At 38.4% G+C, this 12,535-nt stretch carries 15 protein-coding genes and 9 tRNA genes; 3 read left to right on the top strand and 21 right to left on the bottom strand.

All coding sequences use genetic code 11. The features are described from left to right. Positions 1-104 precede the first annotated feature (104 nt). The 9 genes from Q7O55_RS01695 to Q7O55_RS01655 all read right to left on the bottom strand — a co-directional run bounded on the left by Q7O55_RS01695 (position 105) and on the right by Q7O55_RS01655 (position 5,931). Positions 105-1,508 carry a DASS family sodium-coupled anion symporter gene (locus Q7O55_RS01695; protein WP_303927835.1) on the bottom strand — a complete coding sequence of 468 codons (1,404 nt, stop codon included), beginning with the start codon at positions 1,506-1,508 and terminating at the stop codon, positions 105-107. 16 nt (positions 1,509-1,524) lie between these two features. Beyond that, on the bottom strand, positions 1,525-1,968 hold the full coding sequence (locus Q7O55_RS01690) for a cupin domain-containing protein (RefSeq protein WP_302498764.1): 444 nt from the start codon (positions 1,966-1,968) through the stop codon (positions 1,525-1,527). A 68-nt stretch (positions 1,969-2,036) separates the two neighbouring features. Further along, positions 2,037-2,345 (bottom strand): heavy-metal-associated domain-containing protein, encoded by a 309-nt coding sequence (locus Q7O55_RS01685; RefSeq protein ID WP_303927833.1) that lies wholly within the window; start codon positions 2,343-2,345, stop codon positions 2,037-2,039. Between the two features lie 14 nt (positions 2,346-2,359). After that, positions 2,360-2,602 (bottom strand): twin-arginine translocase TatA/TatE family subunit, encoded by a 243-nt coding sequence (locus Q7O55_RS01680; protein WP_303927831.1) that lies wholly within the window; start codon positions 2,600-2,602, stop codon positions 2,360-2,362. Between the two features lie 36 nt (positions 2,603-2,638). Beyond that, complete coding sequence (gene pgl / locus Q7O55_RS01675) at positions 2,639-3,394, bottom strand: 6-phosphogluconolactonase (RefSeq protein WP_120056009.1); 756 nt, start codon at positions 3,392-3,394, stop codon at positions 2,639-2,641. A 170-nt stretch (positions 3,395-3,564) separates the two neighbouring features. Then, positions 3,565-4,356 carry an enoyl-CoA hydratase gene (locus tag Q7O55_RS01670; protein ID WP_303927828.1) on the bottom strand — a complete coding sequence of 264 codons (792 nt, stop codon included), beginning with the start codon at positions 4,354-4,356 and terminating at the stop codon, positions 3,565-3,567. 187 nt (positions 4,357-4,543) lie between these two features. Beyond that, positions 4,544-4,936, bottom strand: a complete 393-nt coding sequence (gene rpsI / locus Q7O55_RS01665) for a 30S ribosomal protein S9 (protein ID WP_004695188.1) — start codon at positions 4,934-4,936, stop codon at positions 4,544-4,546. A 20-nt stretch (positions 4,937-4,956) separates the two neighbouring features. After that, the gene (gene rplM, locus Q7O55_RS01660) at positions 4,957-5,397 is read right to left on the bottom strand and encodes a 50S ribosomal protein L13 (protein WP_008714963.1); all 441 of its coding nucleotides are present in this window, start codon (positions 5,395-5,397) and stop codon (positions 4,957-4,959) included. 156 nt (positions 5,398-5,553) lie between these two features. Beyond that, positions 5,554-5,931 (bottom strand): hypothetical protein, encoded by a 378-nt coding sequence (locus Q7O55_RS01655; protein WP_303927825.1) that lies wholly within the window; start codon positions 5,929-5,931, stop codon positions 5,554-5,556. A gap of 216 nt (positions 5,932-6,147) precedes the next feature. Between Q7O55_RS01655 and Q7O55_RS01650 the strand changes: the two genes are divergently transcribed. Further along, positions 6,148-7,353, top strand: coding sequence for an MFS transporter (locus Q7O55_RS01650; protein ID WP_303927824.1), 1,206 nt, complete (start codon positions 6,148-6,150; stop codon positions 7,351-7,353). 97 nt (positions 7,354-7,450) lie between these two features. Here Q7O55_RS01650 and rpsD read toward each other — a convergent pair whose 3' ends face one another. Continuing rightward, positions 7,451-8,038, bottom strand: a complete 588-nt coding sequence (gene rpsD, locus Q7O55_RS01645) for a 30S ribosomal protein S4 (RefSeq protein WP_004695181.1) — start codon at positions 8,036-8,038, stop codon at positions 7,451-7,453. Positions 8,039-8,334: 296 nt separating this feature from the next. On the opposite strand from rpsD, the gene Q7O55_RS01640 reads away from it, so the two are divergent. Both Q7O55_RS01640 and Q7O55_RS01635 read left to right on the top strand, forming a co-directional pair. Continuing rightward, positions 8,335-9,234: a LysR family transcriptional regulator gene (locus Q7O55_RS01640; RefSeq protein ID WP_303927823.1), complete on the top strand. Its 900-nt coding sequence runs from the start codon at positions 8,335-8,337 to the stop codon at positions 9,232-9,234. 221 nt (positions 9,235-9,455) lie between these two features. Further along, positions 9,456-9,779 carry a YnfA family protein gene (locus tag Q7O55_RS01635; protein WP_303927822.1) on the top strand — a complete coding sequence of 108 codons (324 nt, stop codon included), beginning with the start codon at positions 9,456-9,458 and terminating at the stop codon, positions 9,777-9,779. Between the two features lie 195 nt (positions 9,780-9,974). On the opposite strand, the gene Q7O55_RS01630 is transcribed toward Q7O55_RS01635, so the two are convergent. The 11 genes from Q7O55_RS01630 to Q7O55_RS01580 all read right to left on the bottom strand — a co-directional run bounded on the left by Q7O55_RS01630 (position 9,975) and on the right by Q7O55_RS01580 (position 12,530). Further along, positions 9,975-10,050: transfer RNA gene (locus Q7O55_RS01630), tRNA-Val, on the bottom strand. A gap of 5 nt (positions 10,051-10,055) precedes the next feature. Next, positions 10,056-10,130: transfer RNA gene (locus tag Q7O55_RS01625), tRNA-Glu, on the bottom strand. Between the two features lie 8 nt (positions 10,131-10,138). Then, positions 10,139-10,214 (bottom strand) — tRNA-Asn (locus Q7O55_RS01620). Positions 10,215-10,219: 5 nt separating this feature from the next. Next, positions 10,220-10,294 (bottom strand) — tRNA-Gly (locus Q7O55_RS01615). Positions 10,295-10,297: 3 nt separating this feature from the next. Continuing rightward, positions 10,298-10,373, bottom strand: a tRNA-Val gene (locus tag Q7O55_RS01610). A 5-nt stretch (positions 10,374-10,378) separates the two neighbouring features. Continuing rightward, positions 10,379-10,453, bottom strand: a tRNA-Glu gene (locus Q7O55_RS01605). Between the two features lie 5 nt (positions 10,454-10,458). Then, positions 10,459-10,534: transfer RNA gene (locus tag Q7O55_RS01600), tRNA-Lys, on the bottom strand. 3 nt (positions 10,535-10,537) lie between these two features. Continuing rightward, a tRNA-Asn gene (locus tag Q7O55_RS01595) sits at positions 10,538-10,613 on the bottom strand. 5 nt (positions 10,614-10,618) lie between these two features. Then, positions 10,619-10,693: transfer RNA gene (locus tag Q7O55_RS01590), tRNA-Gly, on the bottom strand. A gap of 113 nt (positions 10,694-10,806) precedes the next feature. Then, positions 10,807-11,415 carry a sugar O-acetyltransferase gene (locus Q7O55_RS01585; RefSeq protein WP_303927821.1) on the bottom strand — a complete coding sequence of 203 codons (609 nt, stop codon included), beginning with the start codon at positions 11,413-11,415 and terminating at the stop codon, positions 10,807-10,809. A gap of 8 nt (positions 11,416-11,423) precedes the next feature. Then, the gene (locus Q7O55_RS01580; RefSeq protein ID WP_303927819.1) at positions 11,424-12,530 is read right to left on the bottom strand and encodes an alpha/beta hydrolase; all 1,107 of its coding nucleotides are present in this window, start codon (positions 12,528-12,530) and stop codon (positions 11,424-11,426) included. Positions 12,531-12,535: the final 5 nt, after the last annotated feature.

Raw genomic sequence — 12,535 nt, 5'->3', positions numbered from 1 at the left:
TTTTATGAAGTTCACCATACCCAAAAACTATAGCAAACCTAGTAAGGTATAAAAATATAGATATAACAAGAAAAATCCCTCACCGTAGTGAGGGATTGAATATATTATAAAATACCAAAGAGCCACATGCCAAAAGTGCCGCCCCAGAAATGAATGAGGAAACTTACCACAGAAATGGCAAGGCCTACGCGCCACCACGTACCTTGTGGCACATAACCAGCACCGAAGAAGATCGGTGTTACACCTGAACTATAGTGAGTCAATGTACAGCCAGGGCTGTTCATCAAACCAAAGAGCAATATTGTAAACGGAATAGGAGCCCCCATCGCTACTAAAATAGCTGCAAAGGCGGAGAACAGAGCCGTAATACGCGCCGTACCACTGGCAAAAAAATACTGAGAATACACAAAGGTAGCGGAAATGATAAAGGATGCCCAGAACCAATCGAAGCCAGCTAAATGTTGACTTATAAAGTCTGCAAACACAGCTACTACACCAAGTTTACCAAGAAGTCCAGCCATGCCGACAAGCGTGCCCATCCAGATGAGGATATCCCAACCGGTGCGTTCACCCAAGATATCCTCCCACCTAAGAGAGCCAGTCACAACACACGCCAGAACCCCCATCATCGCAACAGCTGTAGGATGAAGCTTAGTCCAAATCGCTGTCGCCCAAAGCAAAATGCAAAGTACAAAGATAATAGCAACAGAAATTTCAGCCTTCGTAATAGGTCCAAGAGCCTCTAGTTCTTTTTGAGCCATTGCAGCAGCCTCTGGTGTTTCCTTGATTTCTGGTGGATAGATTTTATAGATAAACCAAGGCATCAAAATCATACAAATCACACCAGGAATGACACCTGCTTGGAACCATTCCCACCAAGATATATCATAGCCAAACAGTTTAGCACCTAAAGACGTAATAAGCAAATTACCGCTACATGCGGTCAGGAAGATCGTCACAGTAATAGTGTTAATAGTATGTGCCGTCGTCATCAAGTACGCCCCAATACGGCGGGCCGTATTACCATAAGGTTCAGAACCAAAAGCTAAGGAAATATTTTGTACGATGGGGAATACAATACCACCTCCACGCGCCGTATTAGATGGTGTAGCTGGAGAAATAATCAAGTCCGTACAAGCCAACGCATAGGCAAGCTTTAATGAGCTTGTGCCAAAAGAGCGAATCAAGGTGTACGCAATACGCTTACCAAGACCAGAATTAATAATACCTCGTGAAAAGAATACGGCCGCTACGATAAGCCACACATTCGCCTCTGCATAGCCACCTAGAGCCTGTACCATAGTGATGGAATTAGTGGCTACGGCTACAACAATACCCAAAAGCGCCATAATGCCCGTTGGCCAAGGTCGCAAGATAAAACCCACAATAGTAGCCGTAAAGATAGCTAATAAATGCCAACCTTCAGGCTTGATTGCCTCTGTATGAGGTAAAATCCAAATGACGAGACCCACTAAAACGGTAAGGGCCGCTCGTGTAAAAGTATTCATAGAACCTCCACCAGACTCAACAACTTTCCAAGAATTCTTTGATTTTAGGATTTGCTCGTAACATTTCCATCTCTTCAGGGGATAATAATTTCACCTTATCCCGGTCTTGATTTACCAAGCAGAGAAAACCAATATAATCGTCCTTATTAGCACGGAACTGATGGATTGTGTTACCGGGAATTTCGATAAAATCACCAGCTTCTACATCGTGAATTTCATTGCCCAATAAGACTTGCCCTTTGCCGCGGAATATCATAACCATATGAGTATGATCGTGATACTCTAAGGTAGAATATCCCCCTGGCAAACATTCAAAATAGCGGAATTGACACGGAATATCATAAGCACCATCGTATAATACTTGACGTGTTACATCTTTAAAAGGACTACCATCTTGTTTATATACCAAGGTTTCAATACCATCCCACTTAAAATTTTTAGCATCAAACTTACGTATCATCGTATTACCTCTTTAAACAAAAAAGGGCTGCATCGAAACAAGGTTTCAATACAGCTCCATCGGTTCGATTATCTGAAGAGACGTTTCAAAGTGCCTAGTAATCCATGACTATGTTTTTGTACTCCGTCTGCAACGCCTGCCACTTCAAAGCCAGTTCGTTCAATGGCTTTTGTAATAACTTCTACAGATGCTTTTGTTGGATCAAAAGAAACGGTAGCTGTCTTTTCTGGCAAATCTACTTCTGCACTTAATACGCCAGGCAAACCTAGAGATGCCCCTTCAACTGTTTCTTTACAGTTGTTACACATCATCCCCGGTACAGTAAATACCTTTGTTACAACGCCATTATCTTCGCCACAACCACAATCTTTGCACATAGTGTTACCTCCTATTAATCGTTAGCTTCTTTATGTTTATCGTCGTTCTTAGCCCCTACTGTTACGTCGATAGTAGTCGCTTTCTTAACGGCTTCTTTCGTTTCATCAACAGCCTTTTTAGACCCCGAAATAGCATCTTTAAACTCATTGATGCCTTTACCAATAGCTTTACCGACTTCAGGCAATTTACCAGGTCCGAAGATAACTAGAGCAATCACTAATATAACTATTAATTCAGGTGTTCCTATAGACCCCATATGTATCTCCTTTATTTTTACTACTACTTATACTCTTTAGTGTACATCATCATAGGCTGCCTTGTCCACATACCAGGTCATAGCTTCTTGTGAAAGCACCGCTCCAGGCAATACACGACCAATGCGTTTTTCCCAAGGTAAATCCTCGTAATCTTCGCGTTGATACAATACCTTTGTCAATGCAGTTCGCTTACTTTCACCAGTTACGGTAAACCAAACCGCATCAGATTTTGCTAGGAACGAAAAGGTCATAGAAATACGTTCCCATACCTTTCCATCCTCAACGGCTACCACGTCTTGATCTGTGACACGCAATGCATGAGAGCCTGCAAATAGGCCGGCTGTATGACCATCTTCACCAAGATCGAGCAAGGCCAAATCTAGTCCACTTTTTTTACAGGCCTTGAGAACAGTCTTAACCTCTTTCTCGTATTCGGCTGCTGCTTCTATTACAGTTTTAGAATCTGTATTGATTGGTAAGAAATGAGCCGCCCCTTTCGCCTTGCACAACAAGTAAGGTTTCACGCGATTGAAGTAATTATCCTCATGAGATTGTGGCAAGAATCGCTCATCAGTCCACACAAAGAATATGCGTTCCCAATTGAGACGCTCTATATATTCTGGGGAATTAAGCAATTCTAATAAACCATTAATAACAGTCCCGCCCGTAATACCAACAACACACGTTTCAGTGCGATTGATTTCCTCGTTGGTGAAAGCAATAAAATCCTCTGCCAATGCTTGAACTACATCGCTAGGGCTGTCATAACATTTAATTGTATCTTGAGCCATATAATAATGACCTCCTAAAACTATTATAATAGTTCTATTATATACACTTTTTCTGTGTAATGAAAGCAAAACCGATGTAACTCAATAGTTGGAGCCACATCGGTTCTAATTATATTTGTATCTTCTTATGAATTACAGGAAATTCCATTCCATATATTCATAAATCCATATTAATTTTGACCAAATTTAGGGCGGCGACGCTCGGTAAAAGCACGTACACCTTCTTTGAAGTCCTCTGAAAGACCTAATGCACATTGGTTTTCTACTTCAAACTTCTTGTACTCTTCCCAGCCAGCTAAGAAGCTATTCCACATCATTTCCTTCATAACTCGGTAAGATTGTACAGGTCCTTTTGCCAACTTCTCAACAAGACGCCTTGTAGCAGTCTCTAGATCCTCTAATTCACAAACCTTATACACAAAACCCAGTTCCTTACCTTTTTCAGCAGATACGGCTTCACCGGTCATGACAATATGCATAGCACGGTTCATACCAATGGAGCGAGTCAACAAGAATAAACCGCCCGCATCAGGAGCAAGACCTACATTTACGAAGGCTTGAATAAAGCGTACGTTATTAGCAGCCACAACAAAGTCTGCCGCCAACGCCATATTGAAGGCAGCACCTGCTGCAGCCCCTTGAAGGCTCATGATAACAGGTTTTGGCAAGCGTTTCATAGCCATAGAAATCTGAGCTACCAGTTCAACGATTTCAAATAAAGACTCTGTATCCCCTTCGTTTACAGCACGCTCCATCTCTGTTAAATCGCCACCCGCAGAGAACACCTTTCCCTCTGCATTGATAAGCAATGCACGAACACTTTCATCATTATGAGCCTTATCTAAGACCTCAAGGATCTCCTTACACATCTCGATATTAAAACCATTGGCTACGGTTGGACGATTAAAGGTCAAAGTGCCAATACCGTTGTCCACTACGTACTGAATTGTATTATAAATCATATGATTTCTCCTATATAAAAATCTATTTTCGAAAAAATTCGATTATTATATATCTATTATAGGAGAATTAAATATAGATGTAAATGAAAGAATGAAAATTAAACTGACTTGAGTATTAAAAATTATCTAATAATGCAAAAACACCTGCAGACATTGTCTGCAGGTGTAATAACCTGTATTCCAAATATTAACGTTTGGAGAATTGGCTTGCTTTGCGGGCTTTTTTAAGACCGTATTTTTTACGTTCTTTCATACGTGGGTCACGAGTCAAGAAGCCAGCTTTTTTTAAAGATTGACGAAGTTCGCCATCTACGTCCAATAACGCACGGGAGATACCGTGACGAATTGCACCAGCTTGACCGGAAGGACCGCCACCAGCTACAGTTGCGATAACATCGTATTGTTCAACTGTGTTAGTCAAGTTCAAAGGTTGTTTTACGATCAATTCCAAAGTTTGGCGACCGAAATAATCATTAAGTTCACGTTTGTTAACAGTGATTTTACCTGTGCCCGGTACCAGACGAACTCTAGCAACGGAAGATTTTCTACGACCAGTGCCGTAATATTGTGCTACTGCCATTATATATTCCTCCCTCTAGATTATCGTACGGAAATTTCTAACACTTCTGGTTTTTGAGCTGCATGTGGATGCTCAGGACCAGCGTATACATTTAATTTACGGTATTGTTGTGCACCCAATTTATTTTTTGGAAGCATACCACGAACTGCCATCTCAACAACACGTTCAGGTTGTTTTTCAAGCATCATACCCAATTTAGTGAAACGGGAACCACCTGGGTAACCAGAGTGACGGAAGTATTCCTTTTGTTCCAATTTTTTACCAGTTACGCGAATTTTTTCTGCGTTTACAACGATCACATGGTCACCAGTGTCTACGTGTGGTGTGAAAGTTGGTTTATTTTTGCCCCGAAGAACTTTTGCAACTTCGGCAGCAAGGCGTCCTAAAGTTTTACCTTCAGCGTCAACAACATACCATTTCCGTTCAATTGTGTTCGGATTGGCCATATATGTAGTTTTCATGCTGCTTATCCTCCTAATAACGTCATAATTCTACCAAAATCAGCTAGTCCTCGCTTCCGGGGCTAATGGAAACACGACTAAAGCTTACTCAAAATAGTATACAGATTTTATGGGTTTGTGTCAATTAAAATTTAGTAGTTATATGCTGTCATCAAATTAATTTTTTAATATAGAATTACATTGCTGTATTACCTTATTCAATACGGTCTGATCAGTATTAAGAAGAAGTTTAACCCAATTATCACGCCAACTGCCTCCCAATTGAGCTTCTACTTTTATATGTCCATATGATTTACATATAATATGGACATAATCATCCGAATCATCATACGCAATACGAACGGATCCATCTAATGTAATATATATTAATTTGAGTTGACTGATTAATTGTCTAAATTCATTTACAGTATAAACAAATGTGCCTCGTCCGGAAAAATCACCACTTTTAATGTACACACTAAAGGCAATACACTCCTCTCGAGACTCAACATCAGCGATATATTTTTCTTCTAACTCAATACGGATAAAATCCATTGATCTCCTCTAAATGATAAAAATAAATAGTCCCCTTTATTATCTTGCATTAACAAAAACCTACTTATATTACATATTACTTTATATTGTGCAGGAAATTTATATATTTATATAGAATTATGAATATATAATATCAGAAATTGATAAAAGTTTAGTTTAGATTTTGTAAAACAATACATATTATATCTGTACTTCTATAATCTAGGAGATGATAATATGAATCTAGAAAACAAAAACTCATTTCTCTTAAATAGTGCTCTATTTTTTTCAACAATGGGAAGCACAGCAACAACACTAGGCTTTATAACATATATATTTAATACCACCCACAGTCCCTTTAATACAGGGGCAGTTACGATAGCGACATTATTAGTTGGAATGTTATTAGGCCCATTTTTAGGGATACTTGTAAAAGAAAAAGGCTTAATGTGGTCTATGGTAGTTCCTGAAATAGTTTCGGGTTTTATATTATTAATTTTTGTTTTCATAGATAATCTTTATCTAGTATATATCATAGCTTTTCTTATAGGTTTTAATAATAAAATTTTAGGAATCGCTAGACTTTCTTTTATACCTAATATAACAAATGATCTAGTCAAATTTAATGCACTGCTCCGGTCTATTAATCGTTTTGCATTGATAAGTGGTTCCTTATTATTTAGCATTATAATTAATTACTCTTTAACGATGGTATTCGTTATTGATGCAATTACTTATATTATTTCAGCCTACCTACTTTATCAATTAAATAGAAATATAAAAATACAATCACACTCAACTATCTTAAAAAAAACTATTAGGGAAAGCATATATGACCGCATTCAACTTTTAATAAAGGGATATAAATTGTTATTCCTAAATAAAAAACTTAATTTTATAGTTTATTTGGGTATATTAGTCAGAATATTTTATATGTGTATACCGATTCTACTATTAATATTTATTAAAGATATCTTACATTTAACTGATAGTCAGTATGGATATACGCAAACAATCTCTAGATTGGCATCATTCATTGTTTTTGGAATTCTTGCTAAATATTTTACCATTAACTTAGCAACGAGTTTTAAAAAGATTTTGTTTCCTCTTTTTATACTATATGGGGGAAGTATTTTTTACATAGGCTATATAGAAACAATAGAACAACTTTATATTCTATATAGTATATCTGAAATATTATTATTTACAGCTGTTGTTTTAGTTCATGCATATATACAATCTATTTTTTCACAGGAAGAGTTAACATTAGCTAGCGGTTCGGTAAGTACAGGCTTCTCTATTGGATCAATATTATCAATAACTATATTTACAAACTTAGCAAATGTATTACCGCTACATGATATATTTTTTATATGTGGACTGGGGATAATCATAAGTACCTCTATTATAATAGGCTATACTCGATTAAACCAAGAAAGATAAATTTTATGATAATTATTTGATTTACCCTTTTATAAATAATACACACATAATATATAAAAAATCCGCAGTGCGTTGCACTGCGGATTTTTGCGCCAAATTATTTAGAGTACAATTCGACGATAAGTGTTTCGTTAACTTCGATAGGAAGTTCTTCACGTTGAGGAAGACGAGTGAATGTAGCTTTGAAGCCTTCCAAGTCTTTTTCAATGTAAGGAAGTTCGAAAGAACGAAGTTCTTGGAAGTTAGTTTTGAACATTTCGTTGTCACGAGATGCTTCGCGTAATTCGATTACATCGCCTGGTTTGCAGGAGAAGGAAGGAATGTCTACGCGACGACCGTTTACCAAGATGTGGCCATGGTTTACCATTTGACGAGCTTGACGAATGGAGTTACCGAAACCGATGCGATATACAAGATTATCAAGGCGTTGTTCCAAAAGGATCAACATGTTTTGACCCGTAACACCTTGCATTTTTTTCGCTTTATCATAATAGCGTACGAACTGGCGTTCTAGCAAGTTGTAGTAAGCTTTAACTTTTTGTTTTTCTAATAATTGTGTGCCATACTCAGACATTTTCTTCTGACGTTGGTCTTTTTTGACGCGATTCAAGGCTTTTGCGTGACCGAATACGTTCACACCAAAGCGACGACAAAGTTTGAATCGAGCCTCTCTTCTCGTTGCCATGTGATTATCACCTCATAAGATTAAAATAAACTTGTACCTACACATAATGGTACCCAAGTATAATATCATTTTCATCTACTTATGTCAATTATTGATACTTATGAAAGTCATTGAAATAAGTGCATAATCACAATTTTAATTACACTTTTTTACGATAATACGACGCACTATATCGATTGTGCATGTTTCATCATATTTTATAGATTTAGATGAAAAATCAATTATAGTATGCTACAATATGAATAAGTAAGGTAATAGGTATCATTGGAGTCTTATGTCTAAGTTGGGGGAATAACATGAAAGAGTTACCTACAATGCAAGAGCTACAAAGTTTTATTACCTATAATAAAACAGGAAGCTTTACATTAGCTGCACAATCTATGAATATTACACAATCAGCTTTCAGCGCTCAAATGAAAAAATTAGAGCGTTTAGTTGGTGTGAAATTAATCTCCCGTTCTACAAGAGGTAGCCGATTAACACCAGAAGGTGAGTTATTTCTACCAGAAGCAGAACAAGTTCTCGACACGTTGGAACGAGCTATCCAATCCATTCGTTTAGCGAGCAAGGTGGAACGTCCAATTCTAAACATTGGCGTATTACGTAGTCTCGGGGATATCCGTCTAAACGGTTACGTATCCCACTTCTTCCAAAACCATCCTGAATTCTCTGTCAGCATTTACGACATGGAAGAAGAAGAAGTGATGCTCGACTTGCGCGAAAATCGCATCGACATTGCATTGCTTTATTTACCAAATAATAAGGATATGTCTGCCTACGAATCCACCGCTCTTAGAGAGGATGAATTTGTATACTATGCGCCAAACTTAGTAGAAGGTATGGAAACGGCTAGTTTGAAAGCTATCCAGCAACAACCATTGCTCATGTATCCGCCTAAATACTTTATGTATCGCACATTGAAAAACTATGTCGGCAACGGTCAACAAAACCTACATATCCGCGGTAGCCGTCTATCCAATCCATATACAATGATCGACTACTGTCAAAAGAATAAATCTGGTTGCATCGTAGCACGCCAAATTTTAACGTCTTTAAACATCAATGATGGCTTTGTACCTTTAGAAAAACCATTCAAACTACAAGTGTGCTTCGCATTTAAGAAGAATAATTCTAAAACAGAAACCATGCATACCTTTATGGATTATATACAAAGCGAATCACCACCACGTTTATAAAAAATAACAAAACCCCGTATACTTTTTAGGTGTACGGGGTTTAATTATATTCAAAACATGACTCAATTCCATCACTACTAAAATCTATTTGTGAGTAAATTTTCTCTTTCACTCTAAACGATTAATAGTTTAAGGGTATAAAATAATTGCTCTCTTCTAACTCAGGTTGTACAATAGAGAATAGATTTCAATTAATACAGTAAGAATACAGTGAGGTTACTATGCTCTTATCTATTCTATTCTTTATACTAGCAGGACTTGCGGAAATCGGTGGCGGCTATCTCGTATGGCTCTACATGCGTGACGACAAAGGACCTATTTACCTAATCACAGGTGCTTTTATTTTATTCTTATATGGCATCATTCCTACCTTCCAGCCAGAAGCTAGCTTTGGTAAGGTATATGCAGCATACGGCGGGGTGTTCATCGCCCTATCTATCCTATGGGGTTGGCTTGTGGACGGCTTGCGACCAGATATGTATGATATTATCGGTGGTATCGTGTGCCTTGTAGGTGTATATATCATCATGTATGCACCGCGATAATATCAAAATATACTATAACTATATACACTATACGAAACGAGTACAACTACAATGAGTTGTACTCGTTTTATTTATCAGCAAGTATCTTTTTAAAGTATAAGATTTAATGAGATTCCAATACAATGAAACTATTAAATTCAACTATTAGTTAATTTAGATACTAAAAAACGGTTATCCGAAGATAACCGTTTACTTTGGTGGACGATGACAGGATCGAACTGCCGACATCCTGCTTGTAAGGCAGGCGCTCTCCCAGCTGAGCTAATCGTCCATATGTGGTGACCCGTCCGGGAATCGAACCCGGGATACCGCCGTGAAAGGGCGGTGTCTTAACCGCTTGACCAACGGGCCAATAAAAATGGCTCCTCGAGTAGGACTCGAACCTACGACCGATCGGTTAACAGCCGATTGCTCTACCGACTGAGCTATCGAGGAATGTATGGAGCGGGAAACGAGATTCGAACTCGCGACCCCCGCCTTGGCAAGGCGGTGCTCTACCGCTGAGCTATTCCCGCAAATGGTGGACGATGACAGGATCGAACTGCCGACATCCTGCTTGTAAGGCAGGCGCTCTCCCAGCTGAGCTAATCGTCCATATGTGGTGACCCGTCCGGGAATCGAACCCGGGATACCGCCGTGAAAGGGCGGTGTCTTAACCGCTTGACCAACGGGCCAGAAATGGTGACTCACCCGCGACTCGAACGCGGGACACCCTGATTAAAAGTCAGGTGCTCTGCCAACTGAGCTAGTGAGTCAAATGGCTCCTCGAGTAGGACTCGAACCTACGACCGATCGGTTAACAGCCGATTGCTCTACCGACTGAGCTATCGAGGAATGTATGGAGCGGGAAACGAGATTCGAACTCGCGACCCCCGCCTTGGCAAGGCGGTGCTCTACCGCTGAGCTATTCCCGCATACAGAACCGATAATTACTATAACATAATCATCAATCTGTCGTCAAGGATGAATTAAGTCCATCCTGACTGCCATATAATAATATCAATTTACCTATATAGTGTCAATGGTTTTATATGAATTTTATAATCTTAGCTGGTGTTCCTACAACTACAGCGTTATCAGGTATATCTTTTGTTACCGTACTATTGGCACCTACTATAGAATTTTTACCAACAGTTACACCAGGTAATATAGTGACATTAGCCCCGAGCCAAGCATTTTCTTTAATATGAATAGGTTTTAGTTCTAAACCTCTTCGTTTATTAGGATCTATACTATGATTAACAGTTATTAATGAACACCTAGGACCTATTAATACATGATCATCAATCTGAATGCCACCTAAATCGGTAAAGAATACATCTTTGTTAATAAAAACATGCTTTCCCACCACAGTATGTTTTCCGAAGTCCGTATGAAATGGAGTATGTACAAATACTGACGGATCAATATTAGCATCCCATAACTTTGATAATTGCTCACGTATATTTGATTGCAATGGCGGTATTTGATTCAGAGAACTATTTTCTACCATAGCAGATTCTAATAGTTGATGGATGCTTTTAAATAAATATGAATTTTCTGGAATTGAGACCGACTTATTTATTTTGAGTATTTCTAACCATGTAGAGGCATGCCCTAGGGCAGCCTCTAGTTTTTTTTCATCATATGTAATCATAACATACCTTATTTCAAATTACTTTTAAAGAAAGACTCTAATTTATCAAAAGGAATTTTATCCATATTATCATATAAATCAGTATGTACAGCATCTGGCACTATAACTAATTCTTTATTAGGATTATCCCCTAATGCTTTGTACGCATCTTCAGAAAAATAACGGGAATGAGCTTTTTCACCGGCTACAATCATTACAGGACGTGGAGAAATAGAATCTATATGCTGCATAATAGATGCATTTAAGAATGGCAACATTGTTGTCGCAGTAAATGAACCAGAGGAATTAACAGAGCGTTCATGATACCCCCGTTTTGTGCGATAGAAATCATAGTAATCGTTTAAAAATTGTGGTGCATCAGCAGCTGGTTCAGGATTAATACGAGGTCCTACTGCCGCTGTACCAGATTCTGCATCAGCCCAACGTGCTTCGTTCATCATTTTGAGTAAATTTCCTCGTTGTTCCGGATGAGCATCGTTATACCCATTTTGAATGACACGAGGCATATCATACATTGTACTTGTAGCAACAGCTTTAACACGCGTATCCATAGCCGTATCATTCAAAACAAATCCACCGAGTCCACAAATGCCGAGAATACCAATTTCATCACGATTTACAAAACTTTGAATACCTAAGAAGTCAACAGCCGCACTAAAGTCTTCTGTATACATCTCCGGGGTAGCCACATTTTTTGTAATACCATCTGTGCTTTCACCAGAATAGGAAGGATCAAAAGCTAAGGTTATAAAGCCACGACTCGCCAATTCTTGTGCGTATAGACCAGACGATTGTTCCTTAACAGCGCCAAATGGGCCAGCTACGGCTATAGCTTGTAACTTCTCCCCTTCTTTTACTGTTTTAGGCGTATATAAATCACCTACTAAAGTAACGCCATATCGGTTTTTAAACTCTACTTTTTGATGTGCTACATTTGGATTTTGTTTAAAAATTTTATCCCAATTTTCCACCACAGCGACCTCCTTTACATTTTTCATTTGTGTAACTGCTACAGGCACAGTGTCTATAGCACCAACAATACCCGTGCTTCCACTACCAATTGTTAAAAATACACCTAATAATACCGCTTGTTTCAATATTTGAATTGGTTTCATAATTA

The sequence above is a fragment of the Veillonella parvula genome, from assembly GCF_945949885.1.
GTDB classification, from domain to species: domain Bacteria; phylum Bacillota; class Negativicutes; order Veillonellales; family Veillonellaceae; genus Veillonella; species Veillonella parvula_B.
The sequence above is the reverse complement of the archived record's forward strand: the minus strand, read 5'-3'. Positions and strand labels throughout refer to the sequence as shown.

Coding starts and splice junctions, on each gene's coding strand:
- Q7O55_RS01695 (WP_303927835.1), bottom strand. CDS start 1,508: ATGAATACTTTTACACGAGCGGCCCTTACCGTTTTAGTGGGTCTCGTC.
- rplM (WP_008714963.1), bottom strand. CDS start 5,397: ATGAAAACTACATATATGGCCAATCCGAACACAATTGAACGGAAATGG.
- Q7O55_RS01685 (WP_303927833.1), bottom strand. CDS start 2,345: ATGTGCAAAGATTGTGGTTGTGGCGAAGATAATGGCGTTGTAACAAAG.
- Q7O55_RS01690 (WP_302498764.1), bottom strand. CDS start 1,968: ATGATACGTAAGTTTGATGCTAAAAATTTTAAGTGGGATGGTATTGAA.
- Q7O55_RS01655 (WP_303927825.1), bottom strand. CDS start 5,931: ATGGATTTTATCCGTATTGAGTTAGAAGAAAAATATATCGCTGATGTT.
- Q7O55_RS01585 (WP_303927821.1), bottom strand. CDS start 11,415: ATGATTACATATGATGAAAAAAAACTAGAGGCTGCCCTAGGGCATGCC.
- pgl (WP_120056009.1), bottom strand. CDS start 3,394: ATGGCTCAAGATACAATTAAATGTTATGACAGCCCTAGCGATGTAGTT.
- Q7O55_RS01640 (WP_303927823.1), top strand. CDS start 8,335: ATGAAAGAGTTACCTACAATGCAAGAGCTACAAAGTTTTATTACCTAT.
- Q7O55_RS01670 (WP_303927828.1), bottom strand. CDS start 4,356: ATGATTTATAATACAATTCAGTACGTAGTGGACAACGGTATTGGCACT.
- rpsD (WP_004695181.1), bottom strand. CDS start 8,038: ATGGCAACGAGAAGAGAGGCTCGATTCAAACTTTGTCGTCGCTTTGGT.
- Q7O55_RS01580 (WP_303927819.1), bottom strand. CDS start 12,530: ATGAAACCAATTCAAATATTGAAACAAGCGGTATTATTAGGTGTATTT.
- rpsI (WP_004695188.1), bottom strand. CDS start 4,936: ATGGCAGTAGCACAATATTACGGCACTGGTCGTAGAAAATCTTCCGTT.
- Q7O55_RS01680 (WP_303927831.1), bottom strand. CDS start 2,602: ATGGGGTCTATAGGAACACCTGAATTAATAGTTATATTAGTGATTGCT.
- Q7O55_RS01635 (WP_303927822.1), top strand. CDS start 9,456: ATGCTCTTATCTATTCTATTCTTTATACTAGCAGGACTTGCGGAAATC.
- Q7O55_RS01650 (WP_303927824.1), top strand. CDS start 6,148: ATGAATCTAGAAAACAAAAACTCATTTCTCTTAAATAGTGCTCTATTT.